This window comes from Chryseobacterium elymi (assembly GCF_003385495.1).
Taxonomy (GTDB): domain Bacteria; phylum Bacteroidota; class Bacteroidia; order Flavobacteriales; family Weeksellaceae; genus Chryseobacterium; species Chryseobacterium elymi.
The window spans coordinates 36,137-51,017 of sequence record NZ_QNUH01000020.1; the positions used below are offsets into that span (position 1 = coordinate 36,137).

Annotated in this window: 14 protein-coding genes and 1 riboswitch; of the genes, 8 read left to right on the forward strand and 6 right to left on the reverse strand. The window is 36.7% G+C overall.

Annotated features, from left to right (window positions below):
* Window positions 1-78: 78 nt before the first annotated feature.
* Both nudK and DRF60_RS17635 read left to right on the forward strand, forming a co-directional pair.
* Window positions 79-660 (forward strand): GDP-mannose pyrophosphatase NudK, encoded by a 582-nt coding sequence (gene nudK / locus DRF60_RS17630; protein WP_116013789.1) that lies wholly within the window; start codon window positions 79-81, stop codon window positions 658-660.
* 5 nt (window positions 661-665) lie between these two features.
* Window positions 666-1,430, forward strand: a complete 765-nt coding sequence (locus DRF60_RS17635) for a hypothetical protein (RefSeq protein WP_116013792.1) — start codon at window positions 666-668, stop codon at window positions 1,428-1,430.
* Window positions 1,431-1,539: 109 nt separating this feature from the next.
* Here the strand turns inward: DRF60_RS17635 and DRF60_RS17640 are convergent, their stop codons facing one another.
* Complete coding sequence (locus DRF60_RS17640; protein WP_116013795.1) at window positions 1,540-1,986, reverse strand: Lrp/AsnC family transcriptional regulator; 447 nt, start codon at window positions 1,984-1,986, stop codon at window positions 1,540-1,542.
* 105 nt (window positions 1,987-2,091) lie between these two features.
* On the opposite strand from DRF60_RS17640, the gene DRF60_RS17645 reads away from it, so the two are divergent.
* Window positions 2,092-2,556 (forward strand): carboxymuconolactone decarboxylase family protein, encoded by a 465-nt coding sequence (locus DRF60_RS17645; protein ID WP_116013798.1) that lies wholly within the window; start codon window positions 2,092-2,094, stop codon window positions 2,554-2,556.
* Between the two features lie 59 nt (window positions 2,557-2,615).
* On the opposite strand, the gene DRF60_RS17650 is transcribed toward DRF60_RS17645, so the two are convergent.
* On the reverse strand, window positions 2,616-3,077 hold the full coding sequence (locus tag DRF60_RS17650) for an Lrp/AsnC family transcriptional regulator (protein ID WP_116013801.1): 462 nt from the start codon (window positions 3,075-3,077) through the stop codon (window positions 2,616-2,618).
* 154 nt (window positions 3,078-3,231) lie between these two features.
* Window positions 3,232-3,417, forward strand: a riboswitch (cobalamin riboswitch).
* A 179-nt stretch (window positions 3,418-3,596) separates the two neighbouring features.
* Here DRF60_RS17650 and metE point away from each other — a divergent pair.
* Window positions 3,597-5,921 (forward strand): 5-methyltetrahydropteroyltriglutamate--homocysteine S-methyltransferase, encoded by a 2,325-nt coding sequence (gene metE, locus DRF60_RS17655; protein WP_116013804.1) that lies wholly within the window; start codon window positions 3,597-3,599, stop codon window positions 5,919-5,921.
* A gap of 51 nt (window positions 5,922-5,972) precedes the next feature.
* Here metE and DRF60_RS17660 read toward each other — a convergent pair whose 3' ends face one another.
* Both DRF60_RS17660 and DRF60_RS17665 read right to left on the reverse strand, forming a co-directional pair.
* Window positions 5,973-6,974 (reverse strand): NADP-dependent oxidoreductase, encoded by a 1,002-nt coding sequence (locus DRF60_RS17660; RefSeq protein ID WP_116013807.1) that lies wholly within the window; start codon window positions 6,972-6,974, stop codon window positions 5,973-5,975.
* Between the two features lie 13 nt (window positions 6,975-6,987).
* Complete coding sequence (locus DRF60_RS17665) at window positions 6,988-7,755, reverse strand: SDR family oxidoreductase (protein ID WP_116013810.1); 768 nt, start codon at window positions 7,753-7,755, stop codon at window positions 6,988-6,990.
* Window positions 7,756-7,994: 239 nt separating this feature from the next.
* Between DRF60_RS17665 and DRF60_RS17670 the strand changes: the two genes are divergently transcribed.
* From DRF60_RS17670 to DRF60_RS17685, 4 genes are all read left to right on the forward strand, one after another.
* A complete protein-coding gene (locus tag DRF60_RS17670; RefSeq protein WP_116013893.1) occupies window positions 7,995-8,411 on the forward strand; it encodes a winged helix-turn-helix transcriptional regulator in 417 nt (138 codons plus the stop codon).
* Window positions 8,412-8,491: 80 nt separating this feature from the next.
* Window positions 8,492-8,821 carry a hypothetical protein gene (locus DRF60_RS17675; RefSeq protein ID WP_116013813.1) on the forward strand — a complete coding sequence of 110 codons (330 nt, stop codon included), beginning with the start codon at window positions 8,492-8,494 and terminating at the stop codon, window positions 8,819-8,821.
* 26 nt (window positions 8,822-8,847) lie between these two features.
* Window positions 8,848-9,627 (forward strand): hypothetical protein, encoded by a 780-nt coding sequence (locus tag DRF60_RS17680; protein WP_116013815.1) that lies wholly within the window; start codon window positions 8,848-8,850, stop codon window positions 9,625-9,627.
* 194 nt (window positions 9,628-9,821) lie between these two features.
* Window positions 9,822-10,268, forward strand: a complete 447-nt coding sequence (locus DRF60_RS17685; RefSeq protein ID WP_116013818.1) for a KTSC domain-containing protein — start codon at window positions 9,822-9,824, stop codon at window positions 10,266-10,268.
* A gap of 352 nt (window positions 10,269-10,620) precedes the next feature.
* Here the strand turns inward: DRF60_RS17685 and DRF60_RS17690 are convergent, their stop codons facing one another.
* Together DRF60_RS17690 and DRF60_RS17695 are read right to left on the reverse strand one after the other, a co-directional pair.
* Window positions 10,621-13,809: an efflux RND transporter permease subunit gene (locus tag DRF60_RS17690; protein WP_116013821.1), complete on the reverse strand. Its 3,189-nt coding sequence runs from the start codon at window positions 13,807-13,809 to the stop codon at window positions 10,621-10,623.
* A gap of 6 nt (window positions 13,810-13,815) precedes the next feature.
* Window positions 13,816-14,877 carry an efflux RND transporter periplasmic adaptor subunit gene (locus DRF60_RS17695; protein WP_116013824.1) on the reverse strand — a complete coding sequence of 354 codons (1,062 nt, stop codon included), beginning with the start codon at window positions 14,875-14,877 and terminating at the stop codon, window positions 13,816-13,818.
* Window positions 14,878-14,881: the final 4 nt, after the last annotated feature.

A 14,881-nucleotide genomic window follows, 5' to 3' on the forward strand; every position in this document is an offset into this window, starting at 1 on the left:
TTGGAAAAGAAATATTAATTTAGCATTTCATATCACAAGCCTAGTCAGGCATTATCACTTAATATAGAAGCAAGCCCAATGCAGAACCCAAACATTAGTATTCTTAAAACAGAAATTTTATCAGACAACTGGTATACACTCAATAAAGTCACTTACAGCATTACAAAAAAGGACGGAACCACAGAAACCCAAAGCAGAGAAGCTTACGACAGAGGAAACGGAGCGGTTATCCTGCTATATAATAAGGTTTCAGGCACTGTGATTTTAACCAGGCAGTTCAGGCTTCCTACTTTCATCAATGGAAATCCTACAGGGATGCTTATTGAAGCGTGCGCTGGCCTTTTGGACAATGACAACCCCGAAGACTGTATAAAAAGAGAGACAGAAGAGGAAACAGGCTATAAAATTTCAAAGGTGGAGAAAGTGTTCGAGGCCTATATGTCTCCCGGTTCCGTAACAGAAATCCTGCATTTTTTCATCGCTGAATATTCTTCTGAAATGAAGATCGCAAACGGTGGCGGACTTCAGGAGGAAGGTGAAAATATTGAAGTTTTGGAACTTTCTTTTAATGATGCTCTTGCTATGATAGAAAGCGGAGAAGTCATGGATGCCAAAACCATCATGCTGCTGCAGTATTTACGCATCAAAAGTATTGTATAGAAATAATGAAAAAATTACTACTTACACTTTCATTTGCTTCTTCTGCAATGGTTTTAGGACAGAAAACAGCTGGTAAGACATCCAATCTGGTACTTTATTCTTACCAAACCTTTAATTGCGATAATAAAGGATATTTCGATCCCCGAAAATATAAAAAGGAAGAAATAGATGGAGTCTTCAAGCTCCTATATACATTCAGTGGGGTTTCTTTTGACAATCATACTGTTTTTAAGCTTTCCGATCTTGAAGATATTCGAAAAAACAAAAATACTTATCTGCAGCAGCTTGACAAACAGTATCAGGAAAAGAAAAACCAGCTGTATAACCTTAAAGTAATTAATCTTCCGGAATGGAAAAAACTTCACCAGGAAACAATCCGGTCTTTTGAAGGTGAATATCAACTCAAAAAAGAAGAACTTAAGGCTTACTCTGATCCGGCATCTCTAAAAAACAGTAAGTTTTACACTACGTGCAAAGAATATATTGATGCAGTTTCTTCTTCCGACAAACAGAAAATGTACGCCGTTTGGAAAAACTTTGTCGAAGCCAAAAGCAAGGATAATGCCGATCCACAATCAGTAATTGATAAGTTCAATGCCCAATTCAACGATCCGAAGAAAGATGATTATGCACTGATCCAATTGATTGGTTTCGGATTCTACAACTGTGCCAACGGAAGTTTCAGACCTGATCCTAATGATGAGGGAGCGCTTTATGAAAAATTTGATAAGATCTTTACCAAGCTGAAACAGGACTGTGATGAGCCGTAATTTTATTTAATGATTTAAAAATTTAATGATTTAAAAATTTAATGATTTAAAAAATTAGGCAGCATTCGTTTTCGGGTGCTGTTTTACGTTTCCGTATAAGAAATTTCTGTTATTGAGCTCGAAAAAAATGATTGGCTTTTATTTCAGACAGCTGTACTGATGTGGAAGGAATTCCAAATTTTAACAGCCTGTCAATAATATGTTCAAGGTGGGCACTGTCTTTTAACACACATTCAGCAATGAGGCAGTATTCTCCTGTGATTCTTTTACAGCTGATGATCTCTGGGAAGTGTTTCAGGTGGTCAATAAATATTTTAAACTCATCATTTTTAAACTTCAGATGAATAATGACTTTCAGGCTGTATCCGAGAAGGCCATAATCAATATCTGCTGTAAAACTTTTAATGACACCGGTATCGGTAAGGTTCTGTACTCTTTCTTTTGTAGCCGATTGAGAAAGAGAAATTTTGCGCCCTATTTCAGCATAGCTTAGTCTGGAATTTTCAGTCAGTAACCGTAAAATTTTATGGTCAAATTCGTCTAAAACGATTTTCATTGTATTTTTAAATTAAATCAGTAGAAACAATCAAAATTATAAAATTTAACCATTAAATCCATTTTAAAACTACATGAATTAGACAGAAATTTGACATAAAAAAATATGACAACAATTGAATTTTCAGACAATGGAAATACACCATTTGAAAAACTTATTGGCCATAACCCTGAAGTACTATACCACTGGAACAGACTTGAAGAGACTTTCTTTAAAAATACAAGTTTAGATTCTGATTTATTGGAGCAGATCCGAAGAACACTTGCATTTGGCAATGGCTGTGAATACTGCATGGTAAAAGGCGGAAGACCCGATTTCAGTCAGTCAGATCTTAAAATTTCCGTAGCCGTAAGCTTCGCAGAGCTATTCTCTAAAGATCACCGTTCCATACTCAAGAGCCATTTCAGCATGTTGAGAGAATTCTTTTCCGAAAAAGAAATTTCGGAGCTCTGCACCTTTATCAGTTTTATCAGTGCTTCCCAAAAACTAGGGAAGATATTTAATCTGACTGAAGAATATCAACAAAATGCATTGGTGAGAATGGAGCAGTTAATCTTATTTAAAGATTGAAAAATTTAATGATTTGAAAAATTATAATGGCAGTATCCTAATGGGTGCTGCTTTTATTTTTAAATACTTACTCCGTGAATATTTTTAACCTCGGCCATCACAAAAGTGCTGTGTGCACTTCCGATGGAGTCTAATGACCCCAGCTTATTGAACACAAAATCCTGGTAATGTTTCATATCCCTTACCTGAACTTTAAGGAGAAAGTCGAAGTCTCCTGAAATATTATAGCATTCAGCAATTTCGTCAATCTGTAAGATATCTTCTACAAACTGGTTTCCTACGGAACGGTCATGGATCTTAAGCTTGATCTGGCAAAAAACGGTAAACCCGCGATTCAGTTTTTCTGCTTCCAGAACGGCTGCATAATGCTTGATATATCCTTCTTGCTCCAGTCTTTTCATCCGTTCGAAAACAGGTGAAGGTGAAAGATTGACTTCTTTTGCAATCTCTTTTACGGTCAATTTAGCATTCTTTTGCAGGATTCTAAGCAATTGAAGATCCCTATCGTCAAGTCTTTCCACAGAATAATATTCTTTTTGAGGTTATTTTTTTCAAATTTACAGAATATTTAACTGTAAAACAATAATAAAACAAAATCAAATTCTTAATTTTTACAGTTAAACCAATCAATTCACTTTAATCAATACCTTTGACGTAGATTTTGTTCTTTAACATACTTCATCAAACAGAAGAGGTTTTACATAACGTAGATTAATAGGGAATCGTGTGAGAATCACGAGCTGTCGCGCAACTGTAAGTAGTATACCAAAAGTTTTTATCCGGAAATATCCACTGCCAACAGCGGGAAGGATGATAAAAACCGCTGCAAGCCAGGAGACCTGCCTGTTCTGAATTGACAATGCTTTCGCGGTCTGAAGCTTTAGGTCATACAGATGATACTTTTTGAATGTATTTTATTATTCACAAAAAATACGTCCTCATTGTATTTATCACATCACTTAACTCTTTCTTCTGCGGCATTACGAAGCATTCTAAAAGAACTTTTAAAATCATTGTCTAATTTAAAAAGTTTAAAAGAAATGCAAACACACATCCTTGGCTATCCGCGTATTGGTAGCAGCAGAGAACTCAAAAAAGCCTGTGAAAATTATTGGTCGGGCAAGATCCTTTTAGAAGAATTGCTGGAAGTTGGAAAAACGATCACTCAACAGAATTGGAAATTACAGCAGGAAGCAGGAATCGATCTTATTCCTTGTAACGATTTTTCTTATTACGATCAGGTTTTAGATATGACCTTAACGGTTGGCGCCATTCCGGAACGTTATCAGGAAATTGCCTTCAAAAAATCTGAACTCGATCTTTATTTTGCGATGGCAAGAGGCTTTCAGAAAGATGGTTTAGATATCACCGCAATGGAAATGACCAAATGGTTTGACACCAATTATCATTACATTGTCCCTGAATTTCAGAAGAATCAGGAATTCAAATTATTCTCAAATAAGATCATTCAGGAATTCATCAGTGCAAAAAAAACAGGAATCAATGCAAAACCTGTAATTATAGGTCCACTGACTTATTTGCTATCAGGCAAAGAAAAAGAAGAAGGATTTGATAAATTAGATTTAGTACAGAATTTACTTCCGGTTTATATTCAAATTTTAAAAGAGCTGGAAAATAACGGTGCGGAATATATTCAGTTTGACGAGCCGTTTTTAGCATTGGATTTAAATGAAAAAGCAAAAGAAACTTATCAACTTGTTTATAATGAAATCAGGAAACAATTCCCGGATTTAAAATTCATTATTGCCACCTATTTTGATGGATTAAAAGACAACCTTTCATGGGCAACTTTACTTCCTGTCGATATTTTACATATTGATCTGGTTCGTTGTCCTGAACAATTAGATGAAGTTTTAGATGCAATTCCAAACACTTTAAGCCTTTCTTTGGGAATCGTTGACGGAAGAAATATCTGGAAAAATGATTTCAGCCAATCTCTGGCCTTTATTCATAAAGCTGTTGAAAAAATAGGTTCTGAAAGGGTTTTCATTGCACCCTCCTGTTCACTACTGCACTCTCCTTTTGATCTTGATTCAGAGAAAAATGAAGACATTTTATCTCCTGAAATTAAGCAATGGATGGCTTTCGCTAAACAAAAAGTCTATGAAATTGTTAATTTAAAAAAATTAGCTTCAGAAAAGCCGGATTATAATACTTTACAACAATTAGCCGACAATAAAAAAGCGGTTGAAAACCGTAAAACGTCGACCTTAATTCACAATCAGGATGTAAAAAACCGTGCTGAAGTGACGACTGAAGATGATGCGAAGAGAAATTCTCCATTCAATGTAAGAAAAGAAACCCAGCAACAAGTTCTGCAGCTTCCTTTGTTTCCAACGACAACCATCGGTTCGTTTCCACAGACGAAAGAAGTCAGAAGCTGGCGGGCAAAATTCAAAAAGGGGGAATTGAATGTCGAGCAATACGATACTTTTCTGAAACAGGAAACCGAAAGAACCATACGCTGGCAGGAAGAAATCGGGATCGATGTATTGGTTCACGGAGAATTTGAGCGAAATGATATGGTAGAATATTTCGGGGAACAGTTGGAAGGATTTGCCTTTACTCAAAACGGGTGGGTTCAAAGCTACGGAAGCCGTTGCGTGAAACCTCCTGTTATTTTCGGAGACGTTCACAGACCGAACCCGATGACGGTTTATTGGTCGGAATATGCTCAGTCTTTAACTCAAAAATGGGTAAAAGGAATGTTGACGGGACCTGTAACGATTTTGCAATGGTCTTTTGTACGCGACGACCAGCCTCGTTCTCTTACCTGTAAACAGATTGCATTGGCAATCCGTGATGAGGTGAATGATTTGGAAAAGGCAGGAATCAGAATCATCCAAATTGATGAACCTGCCATCAGAGAAGGACTTCCGTTGAGGAAATCTGACTGGCAAAATTATCTGAAATGGGCGGTTGAAGCCTTCCGAATTTCGGCAAGCGGTGTGGAAGATGCTACGCAAGTCCATACGCATATGTGTTATTCTGAATTCAATGACATCATCCAAAATATTGCCGATATGGATGCCGATGTGATCACGATAGAATGCTCCAGAAGCCAGATGGAGCTGTTGAATGCTTTCGCAGATTTCAAATATCCGAATGAAATTGGACCGGGAGTTTACGATATCCATTCACCAAGAGTTCCGTCAAAAGAGGAAATGGTAGAATTGCTGAAAAAAGCACAAGCCGTTATTCCTGCACAGCAGCTTTGGGTAAACCCTGACTGTGGTTTGAAAACCCGTCATTGGGATGAGACGGAAAAGGCGTTGATTGCGATGGTGGAAGCTGCAAAAGAAGCTGCAGAAACTTTTGACAAAGAAGGAAATTTAGTTAATTAATATTTAGGCAGGAGTTTTTAAGCTCCTGCTTTTTTGTTTTGGTCAAAAATATTATAGCATCTTTATGACTACTTTTCCTTTTGCGCGGCCACTTTCTACATATTTTACTGCTTCATTCGTATTTTCGAACGAAAAAACTTTGTCAATGACAGGTTTTATTTCTCCTGCTTCTATCAATTTTGTAATTTCTGCTAATTGCTTTCCATCAGCTTTCATGAAAAGAAAAGAATAATTAATATTTTGCTTATCCGCTTTCTTTCTGATTTTACAGCTCAACAATTTTGTCACCAATTTTACATACCAAGGCAGATTAAATTCATCTGCAAATGTAGGTGTTGGCGGACCGGAAATTGAAATAATTTTTCCTTTTGATTTCAGAATATTGAATGATTTTTCCAGGGTTTTGCTATCCTGACTGTTCAATACTACATCATAATCCATCAGAATATCTTCAAAATTTTGTGTTTTGTAATCGATCAGTACTTCTGCACCAAGGCTCTTTAGGAGTTCAAAACTTTTTTCACTGGCAGTAGTAGCAACCGTTGCCCCTAGATATTTTGCCAGCTGTATAGCAAAAGTCCCTACACCACCGGATCCGGCCTGAATAAAAACTTTCTGACCGGCCTGAACATTAGATTTCTCAATCAAAGCCTGCCAAGCCGTTAAACCCACCAAAGGAATTGAGGCCGCCTCTTCCATTGTCAGGTTTTTAGGTTTTAAAGCCACATCCTTTTCATTAATAGAAATAAATTCTGCAAAAGTCCCTATATGAAAATCTGCTACCCTTGCATAAATCTCATCCCCTACTTTAAAGCTTTTTACTTTTGAACCTACTTTTGTGATGACTCCTGCTACGTCATGACCTAAAATCAACGGCATTTTATAAGGTAAAATGAGTTTAAATTCACCGCTTTTTATTTTAGAATCCAGGAGATTGACACTTGCTGCATAAATCTGAACTAAAGCCTCATTTTCTTTGACAACGGGTTCAGGCAGATCGATAAGTTGAAGCGCACTGTCTTTTTTATAACGATTGATACCGTATGATTTCATAATTTGAGCTTATTTATGGTTTAAGGTATTGTTCTGATCTCTTGGGGTTTACTAAACCAAATGTGAATTTAGGAAAAAATCTGTGCAGAAAATAAACCAGTTTTGTGTCACCTATCCGAATTGTATATTGATCTTTCTGTAATCCTAAAATCAAACCTTTTACGAGTTCTTCCGGTGTCATTTTCTTATCTTTCCTTGCGGCAGTCATTTCCGTATCCACAACCGGAGGAAGTAATTCAAATATCCTGATTTTGCTATCGATAATCCGTAAATGTTCTCTGAGTGATTGGGTGTAAAATGCCAGCGCCGTTTTAGAAGCCGAATAGGTAGCTTCAAGAAGTGACGGTACATAACTCAGGATGGAAGTGGTATTGATAATAGCACTTTCTTTTCTTGATTTCAGCATCTCCAGAAAAAGATTATTTAAACGTATTACCCCTAAATAATTAACTTCCATTTCGTATACAGCATTTTCGATATGTTTTTCGGTGGGAATTCCCAAATTGATGGGCGCCGCACCAACGCCGGCATTGTTGTACAAAATATCAATCCCACCCATTTCTGAGACTTTATCAAAAAGTAGTTTAGCATCTTCAGCAACAGATACATCACTTTGGATGGTAGTGAGATTTGGAGACTGTTTTTTTGCAGCATCAAGTTTATCCTTACTTCTGCCTGTAATAATAACCTTCGCACCTATTTTTAAAAACTGCTTCGCTGCTTCCAGCCCTATTCCTGAAGCTCCTCCTGTTATCAGAATTGTTTTTCCTTTTAATTCCATGATACTCTATTTAAAATGAAACCCCTCTTTTTGTCAGACGATCTGCTCTTCTTATTATCAGAACCCTCAAAGTCCGATTGTTTCGATCTAAATGGATATTACTATAAGAGTTAAAAAGAGTATTTTTCATTGTATTGTAAAATTAATTTGTTAAATTCGCTTGCATTTCACAAGTGTAAATTTATAAAATAACTTTTGAAATGCAAGTGCTTTTTAAAGAAAATTATTACATTTATTTTATGCCAACTTCAAAAAAGAGATCAGATTGTCCTATCAGCTGCTCACTGGATATATGGGGAGACAAATGGTCATTACTTATTATCAGAGACCTTATGTATGCCAAAGAGTGCACTTATGGGGATTTTTTAAAATCTGAAGAAAAAATAGCCACCAACATTTTGGCTTCCCGACTTCTTATGCTGGAAGAAAACAAGCTCATCAGTAAACTTGACCATCCGGAAAGTAAAGCTAAAGTATTATACAAACTCACCCAAAAAGGTATTGATCTACTCCCTATCCTAATTGAAATTAATCTCTGGGCCGAAAAATATTCTGACATTCCGGAAGACCAGAAACTCATGCTAAAAGAAGTAAAAAAGGATAAAGAAGCTTTTATAAATAAGCATATTAAAGAGCTGAGTAAAGAAATACCGTGAAATGCAATAAACAAAGTAACACTCAATATTCTAAAATTACTTTGCAAAATTATTATTCTAAAATTGTAATATATTTGTTAATGACAGCCGAAGAATTCGTAAAAAACTTCTACACAGAAAAACAAAATATTCTCAACTTAAGTTTTGATACTCAATCAGAATATAGAACTCTTGTTTCAACAAAAATTGAAGAATTACATCTAGATCATATTGAAATTGAAAAATTAAAAGAAGTAATTTCCAGTCTTTTGACAGATACATTTTACACTATCTTACTTGGTTTGGATGGTTCTGCAAGTATAGGAAATTCGCAAGAGGCTTTTAAAATTTACGATGAAGGTAATAATCTCATTTCTGAGTGTGGAGAGCTGGCAGGTCATTCTTACGAATATTTTCACGAGAATAAATAATTTTGCAGAGTCTTAATTAAAATAAAATGAAGAAAACTATTGTATTTATTGTTTTAGCAATAAGCCAAAATATATACAGTCAAAATAAGCTTTTAAAATCTGATAAATTAAAGACTACAGATTCTGTTAAAATAATTGGAATGTCTTCTAAATGGGATAAGAATAAAACATATGAAAAGTATAACTTTCTAATTTCAGATAAAAAAGTAATTGATTCTCTAATAGAATCAGTTGAATATGGTGATAATACAAAAAATGAATGGGAACAAAATAATTTCTATATCATTTTAACAAAAGCAAATAAAGAATTTGATAGAGTTTCCGTTAGTCCAGCACTAAATAATGCACATATTAAAGGTAAAAGCTATAAATTTAATGTTTCCGTTTTAGAAAAACTTTCAAAAAAATATCCCTTAACTTATAACTGGTATGAAAAGGAATTTAAAAATGAACAAGAATTTAATAAGTTTAATACCGAAATATTAAAACAAGAGAAAACTTTATATGTAAGTAAACCTACTTTTATTTATGAAGGTTCTTTTGAATTACAATTTCCAAAAAATGAAATATTTCTTCACCCTAAAGCTATCGACGAATACTTAAGACCACAAATTGAAAAAATTGTTAATGGTAGAGAATTTAGCATTTCTTACAAAGCAAATGAATTTAATATGAGAAACCCTGATCAATATACAATGACGATAAATGGTCCATACAATCTCTTCAAAAAATTAAAAGATAAAAAGGGTAAAAAGGGAAAATGGATTCCTGCAAAATTCATTGCAGTTATTTATGAAAAAGAATAAAATGATCCCCGGGGCAGAGCTCCGAGGTATTCAATGGAAGAGATTCTATTTTTAGTTTTGTGAAAAGCCATCCGTTTTCAGACTTTTCCTCTTTTAACCCCAGGTATTCTCTTCGAATAAATTAATAATCAAAAACTTACACTTTATCAATTAAAAAGCTTAATTTTGCACCCCGAAATAAGGATTCTACAGTTATGAAAAAATTAGGCGAATACAGAAAGCTTCTTGAAGTTGATAAAACCGTTACTTTAAAGGAATTAAAGACCATTTACAGGAATACAATGAAAGATACGCATCCTGATAAATTTGCCAATGATGAAGCTGGAAAGCTGGAAGCAGAGGAAAGAAGCAAGTCTGTGATTGAAGCCTACCATTTTTTGGTAAGCATTAACGAAGAAACACAGGAGAAATATAAAGAGGAATATACTGAAACCATTACAAAATCTAATATCCAGGATTTTTATCTGGAGAAAGCGGTTTTAAAAATTCAGCATCTGAACGGAATGATGTACGAATATATTGGAGTTCCGAGAAATACATACATAAAAATGGTTAATTCCGATTCGCCAAGCCGTTTTGCAAGAAGACACATTTATGGAAACTTTATTTACAGAAAGTCTGGTGAGGTAATGGCAGATTAATTTTCTGCAAATAAAATAAGCAAAGGCTTTCAGTTCATTCTGGAAGCCTTTGTTTATTGAAATTCTAACATTTAATTTTAACAAAGAGCGCAAAAGCTTTTTTTAAATTAATTGAGTATATTTTTGTTCGCAAAGGTGTTTCACTCAGTAAAGTAACATTCACTTCCTCATCCCGTATGGATCTAGACACTGAATCTTTACAAATTAACCTCTAATAACTTTGCATAGATCCTTACGGGATGACAAGGATCCTGCTTATCTTTGAGATTGCTTCTTCGCTTTGCTCATCGCAATGACGAAAAAAAGCGCATCAGAAATCTGATGCGCTTTTAGGTTAATTAAGGCTAATATTTTAGTCTATGTGTTTAGGAGTAAATCCGTCTTCACTTAGTTCTTTGTGTACATAATCAGCTTTCATTTCAGCTTCGTAGTCTACTTTTTCATGTTGGCCCATTCTTCTTAGAATGGAATCAAATAATGAATACACTACCGGTACAATGATCAGCGTCAGGAATAATGATGATGTCAAACCACCGATAATTACCCAGGCTAATCCGTTGTTCATCTCTGCTCCTGCTCCTTTTGCAATCGCAATCGGGATCATACCGAAGATCATCGCAATTGTTGTCATCAGGATCGGACGAAGACGTGCGTGGTTAGCCTGAATCAAGGCGTCATGCGTACTTGCTCCTGCTGCTTTTCTCATATTCGCAAAGTCGACAATCATGATCGCATTCTTCGCTACCAGACCAATCAACATGATCATCCCCAGCATCGTAAAGATGTTTAATGAATTGGCGGTGATGGCAAGAATAATCATTACCCCGATCAATGCCAGAGGAATGGAGAATAATACCACGAACGGATATACAAATGAGTCATATAATGAAACCATTACCAGGTAAACCAATACGATAGCAGCCATCAATGCAATTCCTAAGGTACCGAAACCTTCGGTCTGGTTTTCCATATCACCACTCCAGATATAGCTTACTCCTGCCGGTTTGGTCTTTTCATTCTCCATAAACTGAGCCGCCCATTCGTTGGCAACATCTCCTACAGGACGACCTACCACCTTAGATTTCACCTTTACAGAAGGCGATTTATCTCTACGTTCCAATAAACTCGGTCCGGAACCCATTTTTACATCTGCAAACTGACTCAGCCTGATCTGCTCACCCTGAGGATTCGTAAACATCAGGTTTCTTACATCATCAATCGACTGTCTGTTGGCATCACCAAAACGGATGTTGATATCATATTCATATTCTCCGGCTCTGAATTTTCCGTCTGTATTTCCATTGAATGCAGTCTGCATCGTTTGTCCTACACTGGAAAGATTTAAGCCTAAAGATGCCATTTTATCTCTGTCGATATTCACCTGAACCTCCGGATTTCCAGAGTCAGTTGATAATTCTGCATCTACAGAGCCAGGAACCTTTTTAAGCAATTCAAGAATTCTGTTGGCTTCTTTATTGGCCGTTTCGTTATCCTGGGCTGTTACTACCATTTCAATAGGTGCATTATCCGCTCCCATTAATCCAATTGGTGCTGTTTTAAATTCAACTCCTGTGAATTTTTCTTCCAGCGCTCTCTTGATTTTTGCAGACTTAATGTCTGTGCTCTCATTACGCTCAGATTTATCTACCAGAATCACCTGGATCTCTGACTGATACAAGGTAGCCTGCGCTCCACCAAATCCTGATGACTGCTGACCAACTGTGGTGATCATATCTACAACATCTTTATCATTTCTAAGGTATCTTTCAACCTCTAATGTCAGCTGGTTGGTTTTTTCTACGGAAGCATCTTTTGGCAGCTCCATCTGAACAAGGAACTGGCCTCTGTCCATTTTAGGGAAGAATTCACCACCGATAAATCCGAAAGCCACCAGCATGAATGAAGAAATCAGGATAATGAAGGTCACAATCACTGTCATAATTCTTCTTAATGTTGTTTTTAATGCCCATTCCAGAATTCCTGTGATCCAGTGAGTGAATTTCTCCAATTGCTTTTCAAACCAAAGGATAAATTTTTCAAAAGGATTTTTACCTGTCAAATGTACCAGTTTACCATATCTTGAAGATAACCAAGGAATGATGGTAAATGAAGCCAATAATGAGAATAATGTTGCAATAACCACCGTTACGCAGAACTGCGTCAGGATATCAGAAACTAATCCTGAACTCATCGCAATCGGTAAGAATACCACCACGATTACCAGGGTAATAGCCGTTACCGTAAATCCAATCTCTGAAGCTCCATCGTACGCTGCACGAATTCTGCTTTTTCCCATCTCCATGTGACGGTAAACGTTCTCCAAAACCACAATTGCATCATCCACAAGGATACCAACCACCAGTGAAAGTCCTAATAAACTCATCAGGTTTAAGGTATACCCCATCAGATACATCCCGATTACCGTTGCAATCAATGACATCGGGATAGAAACCATTACAATGAATGCGTTTCTGATGTTATGAAGGAACAATAACATCACTACTGCTACCAGGATAATCGCCAGGAATAAATCGAAGATTACGTGGTCTGCAGCTTCAAGCGTAAAGTCTGTGGTATCATCTACAATATTTATTTTAATTGCCTGAGTTTTATAGTTGTTCTGAACATCAGCAATTGTTTTCTGAATAGCTTCTGAAACGGAAACCGCATTGGCATCAGACTGTTTTTTTACCTGAAGTAAAATCGTTGAATTCTGATTGTATCTTGCCACTTTCTCAACATCCTTTTGGGTATCGAAAACGGTTGCAATATCAGACAAACGAACCTGAGCTCCATTTTTATTGGAAACCACAAGGCTACTCATCTCATCTACACTTTTATACTTTCCGGAAAGCCTGATCGTAGATCTTGAAGTTCTGGTCTTCAAAGCTCCAGTCGGGAAATCCAGGTTGGAGGAAAGAATGGCCTGCTGCACATCTGCGATCGCAATACCATACCCCTGCATTTTCTTTTCATCTAAGTTAACCTGGATCTCTCTCTCCTGCCCACCTACAAGGTCAACCTGAGCCACGCCGTTTACACGGGAGAAAATAGGCTCTATTTTTTTATCTAAAAGGTCATAAAGATCTTTATTATTCAGCTTGTCGCTGGAAATACTCAAAGTCATGATCGGAAGATCATCCAGTGAGAATTTTTGCAAAGAAGGAGGGTCTGCATCCTCCGGAAGGTCTGCCAGAATAGCATTTACCTTTCTCTGTGCATCATTCAAAGCATAGTTTACATCGGCACCGGTATTCAGCTGAACCATAATAACCGATAAGCTTTCGTAAGATGAAGATTCTACTTTTTTTACGTTTTCCAGGGAACCCACGGCATCTTCAATTTTCCGGGTTACCGAAGTTTCCACCTCTGCAGGCGAAGCTCCCGGATATACCGTAGAAATGGTTACCATATTGGTTTCAAACTTTGGAATCAACTCGTACCCCATCATGGAGTAACTTAATAAACCACCCAGTGTAAGTATCGTAAACAATACGATAACAAGGGACGGCCTTTTAATGGATATTTCTGCTAACTTCATCTTCTGTTACTTTACGATATTGATTTTTGAACCGTTATCAAGGTTGATCTGTCCGCTGGTAATTACCTGTTCACCACCATTCAATCCGCTTAAGATCTGAACTTTGTCACCGTATACTTTTCCGGTTTGTACTTTAATCAGTTTAGCAGTTCCTTTGTCTACGATAAATAATTGTCCTGAACTTACTCCGTTTACGAAAGCTTCTGCAGGAACGGTCAGCATATTCTGGGTTTCTGCACCGTGATTGGTCCTGAACAAAGCTGTTGCGTACATACCCGCTTTCAGGTTTCCTCTGTTCTGAACTTCAATTTCAACAGGGAAATTTAAAGAAGCATCACTTTTAGGAGCAATGAAGGTAATTCTTCCGCTGAAAGATTCTCCAGGTAAAACATTTACATTAATTGGAACTTCCTGGCCTAACTGAATTCTTCCAACCTGGCTTTCATCTACCAATACAGAAAGTTTTAAGCTGTTGATATTAACGATTTCAAACATGGAAGTACCCACGGAAACCACTGTTCCGGGCTCTACCATCTTTTTATTGATCGTTCCGCTGATCCCTGCACGGATGCTGGTATCATTTACTCTTACTCCCTGTGCTCTTACGGCTGCCTGTGCATTTTTCAGCTGCAGTCTTGAGTTATCAACCTGCTGCTTGGTAACCCCTCCGGTTTTGAAGGCATTTTCGTAACGTTGGTTATCAATAATTGCATTTTGCAAATTATTCTGAGCCTGAGAAACATCCACTTCGATTGCGTCTTTTTTGATCACGGCCAAAGTCTGTCCTGCAGAAACTCTTGATCCTTCTTTTACCAGAACGCTTACGATACGTCCGGCGATTTCGGAAGACTGATTCATTTCCTGCTTTGGAATAAAAGTTCCGTTGGCAGTATAATCTGTGTCGATATTTTCTCTTGCTACAGTGACAACATTTACGTTGATTTTATCCACCTGTTTAGCAACTTCTCTTACTTCTGTTTCCTGTTTCTTCTTATTATCAGCGATTTTATATGCGGCTAAACCTATAAGTACTGCTGCGACGATGATATATATTAAGGTTTTTTTCATAGTT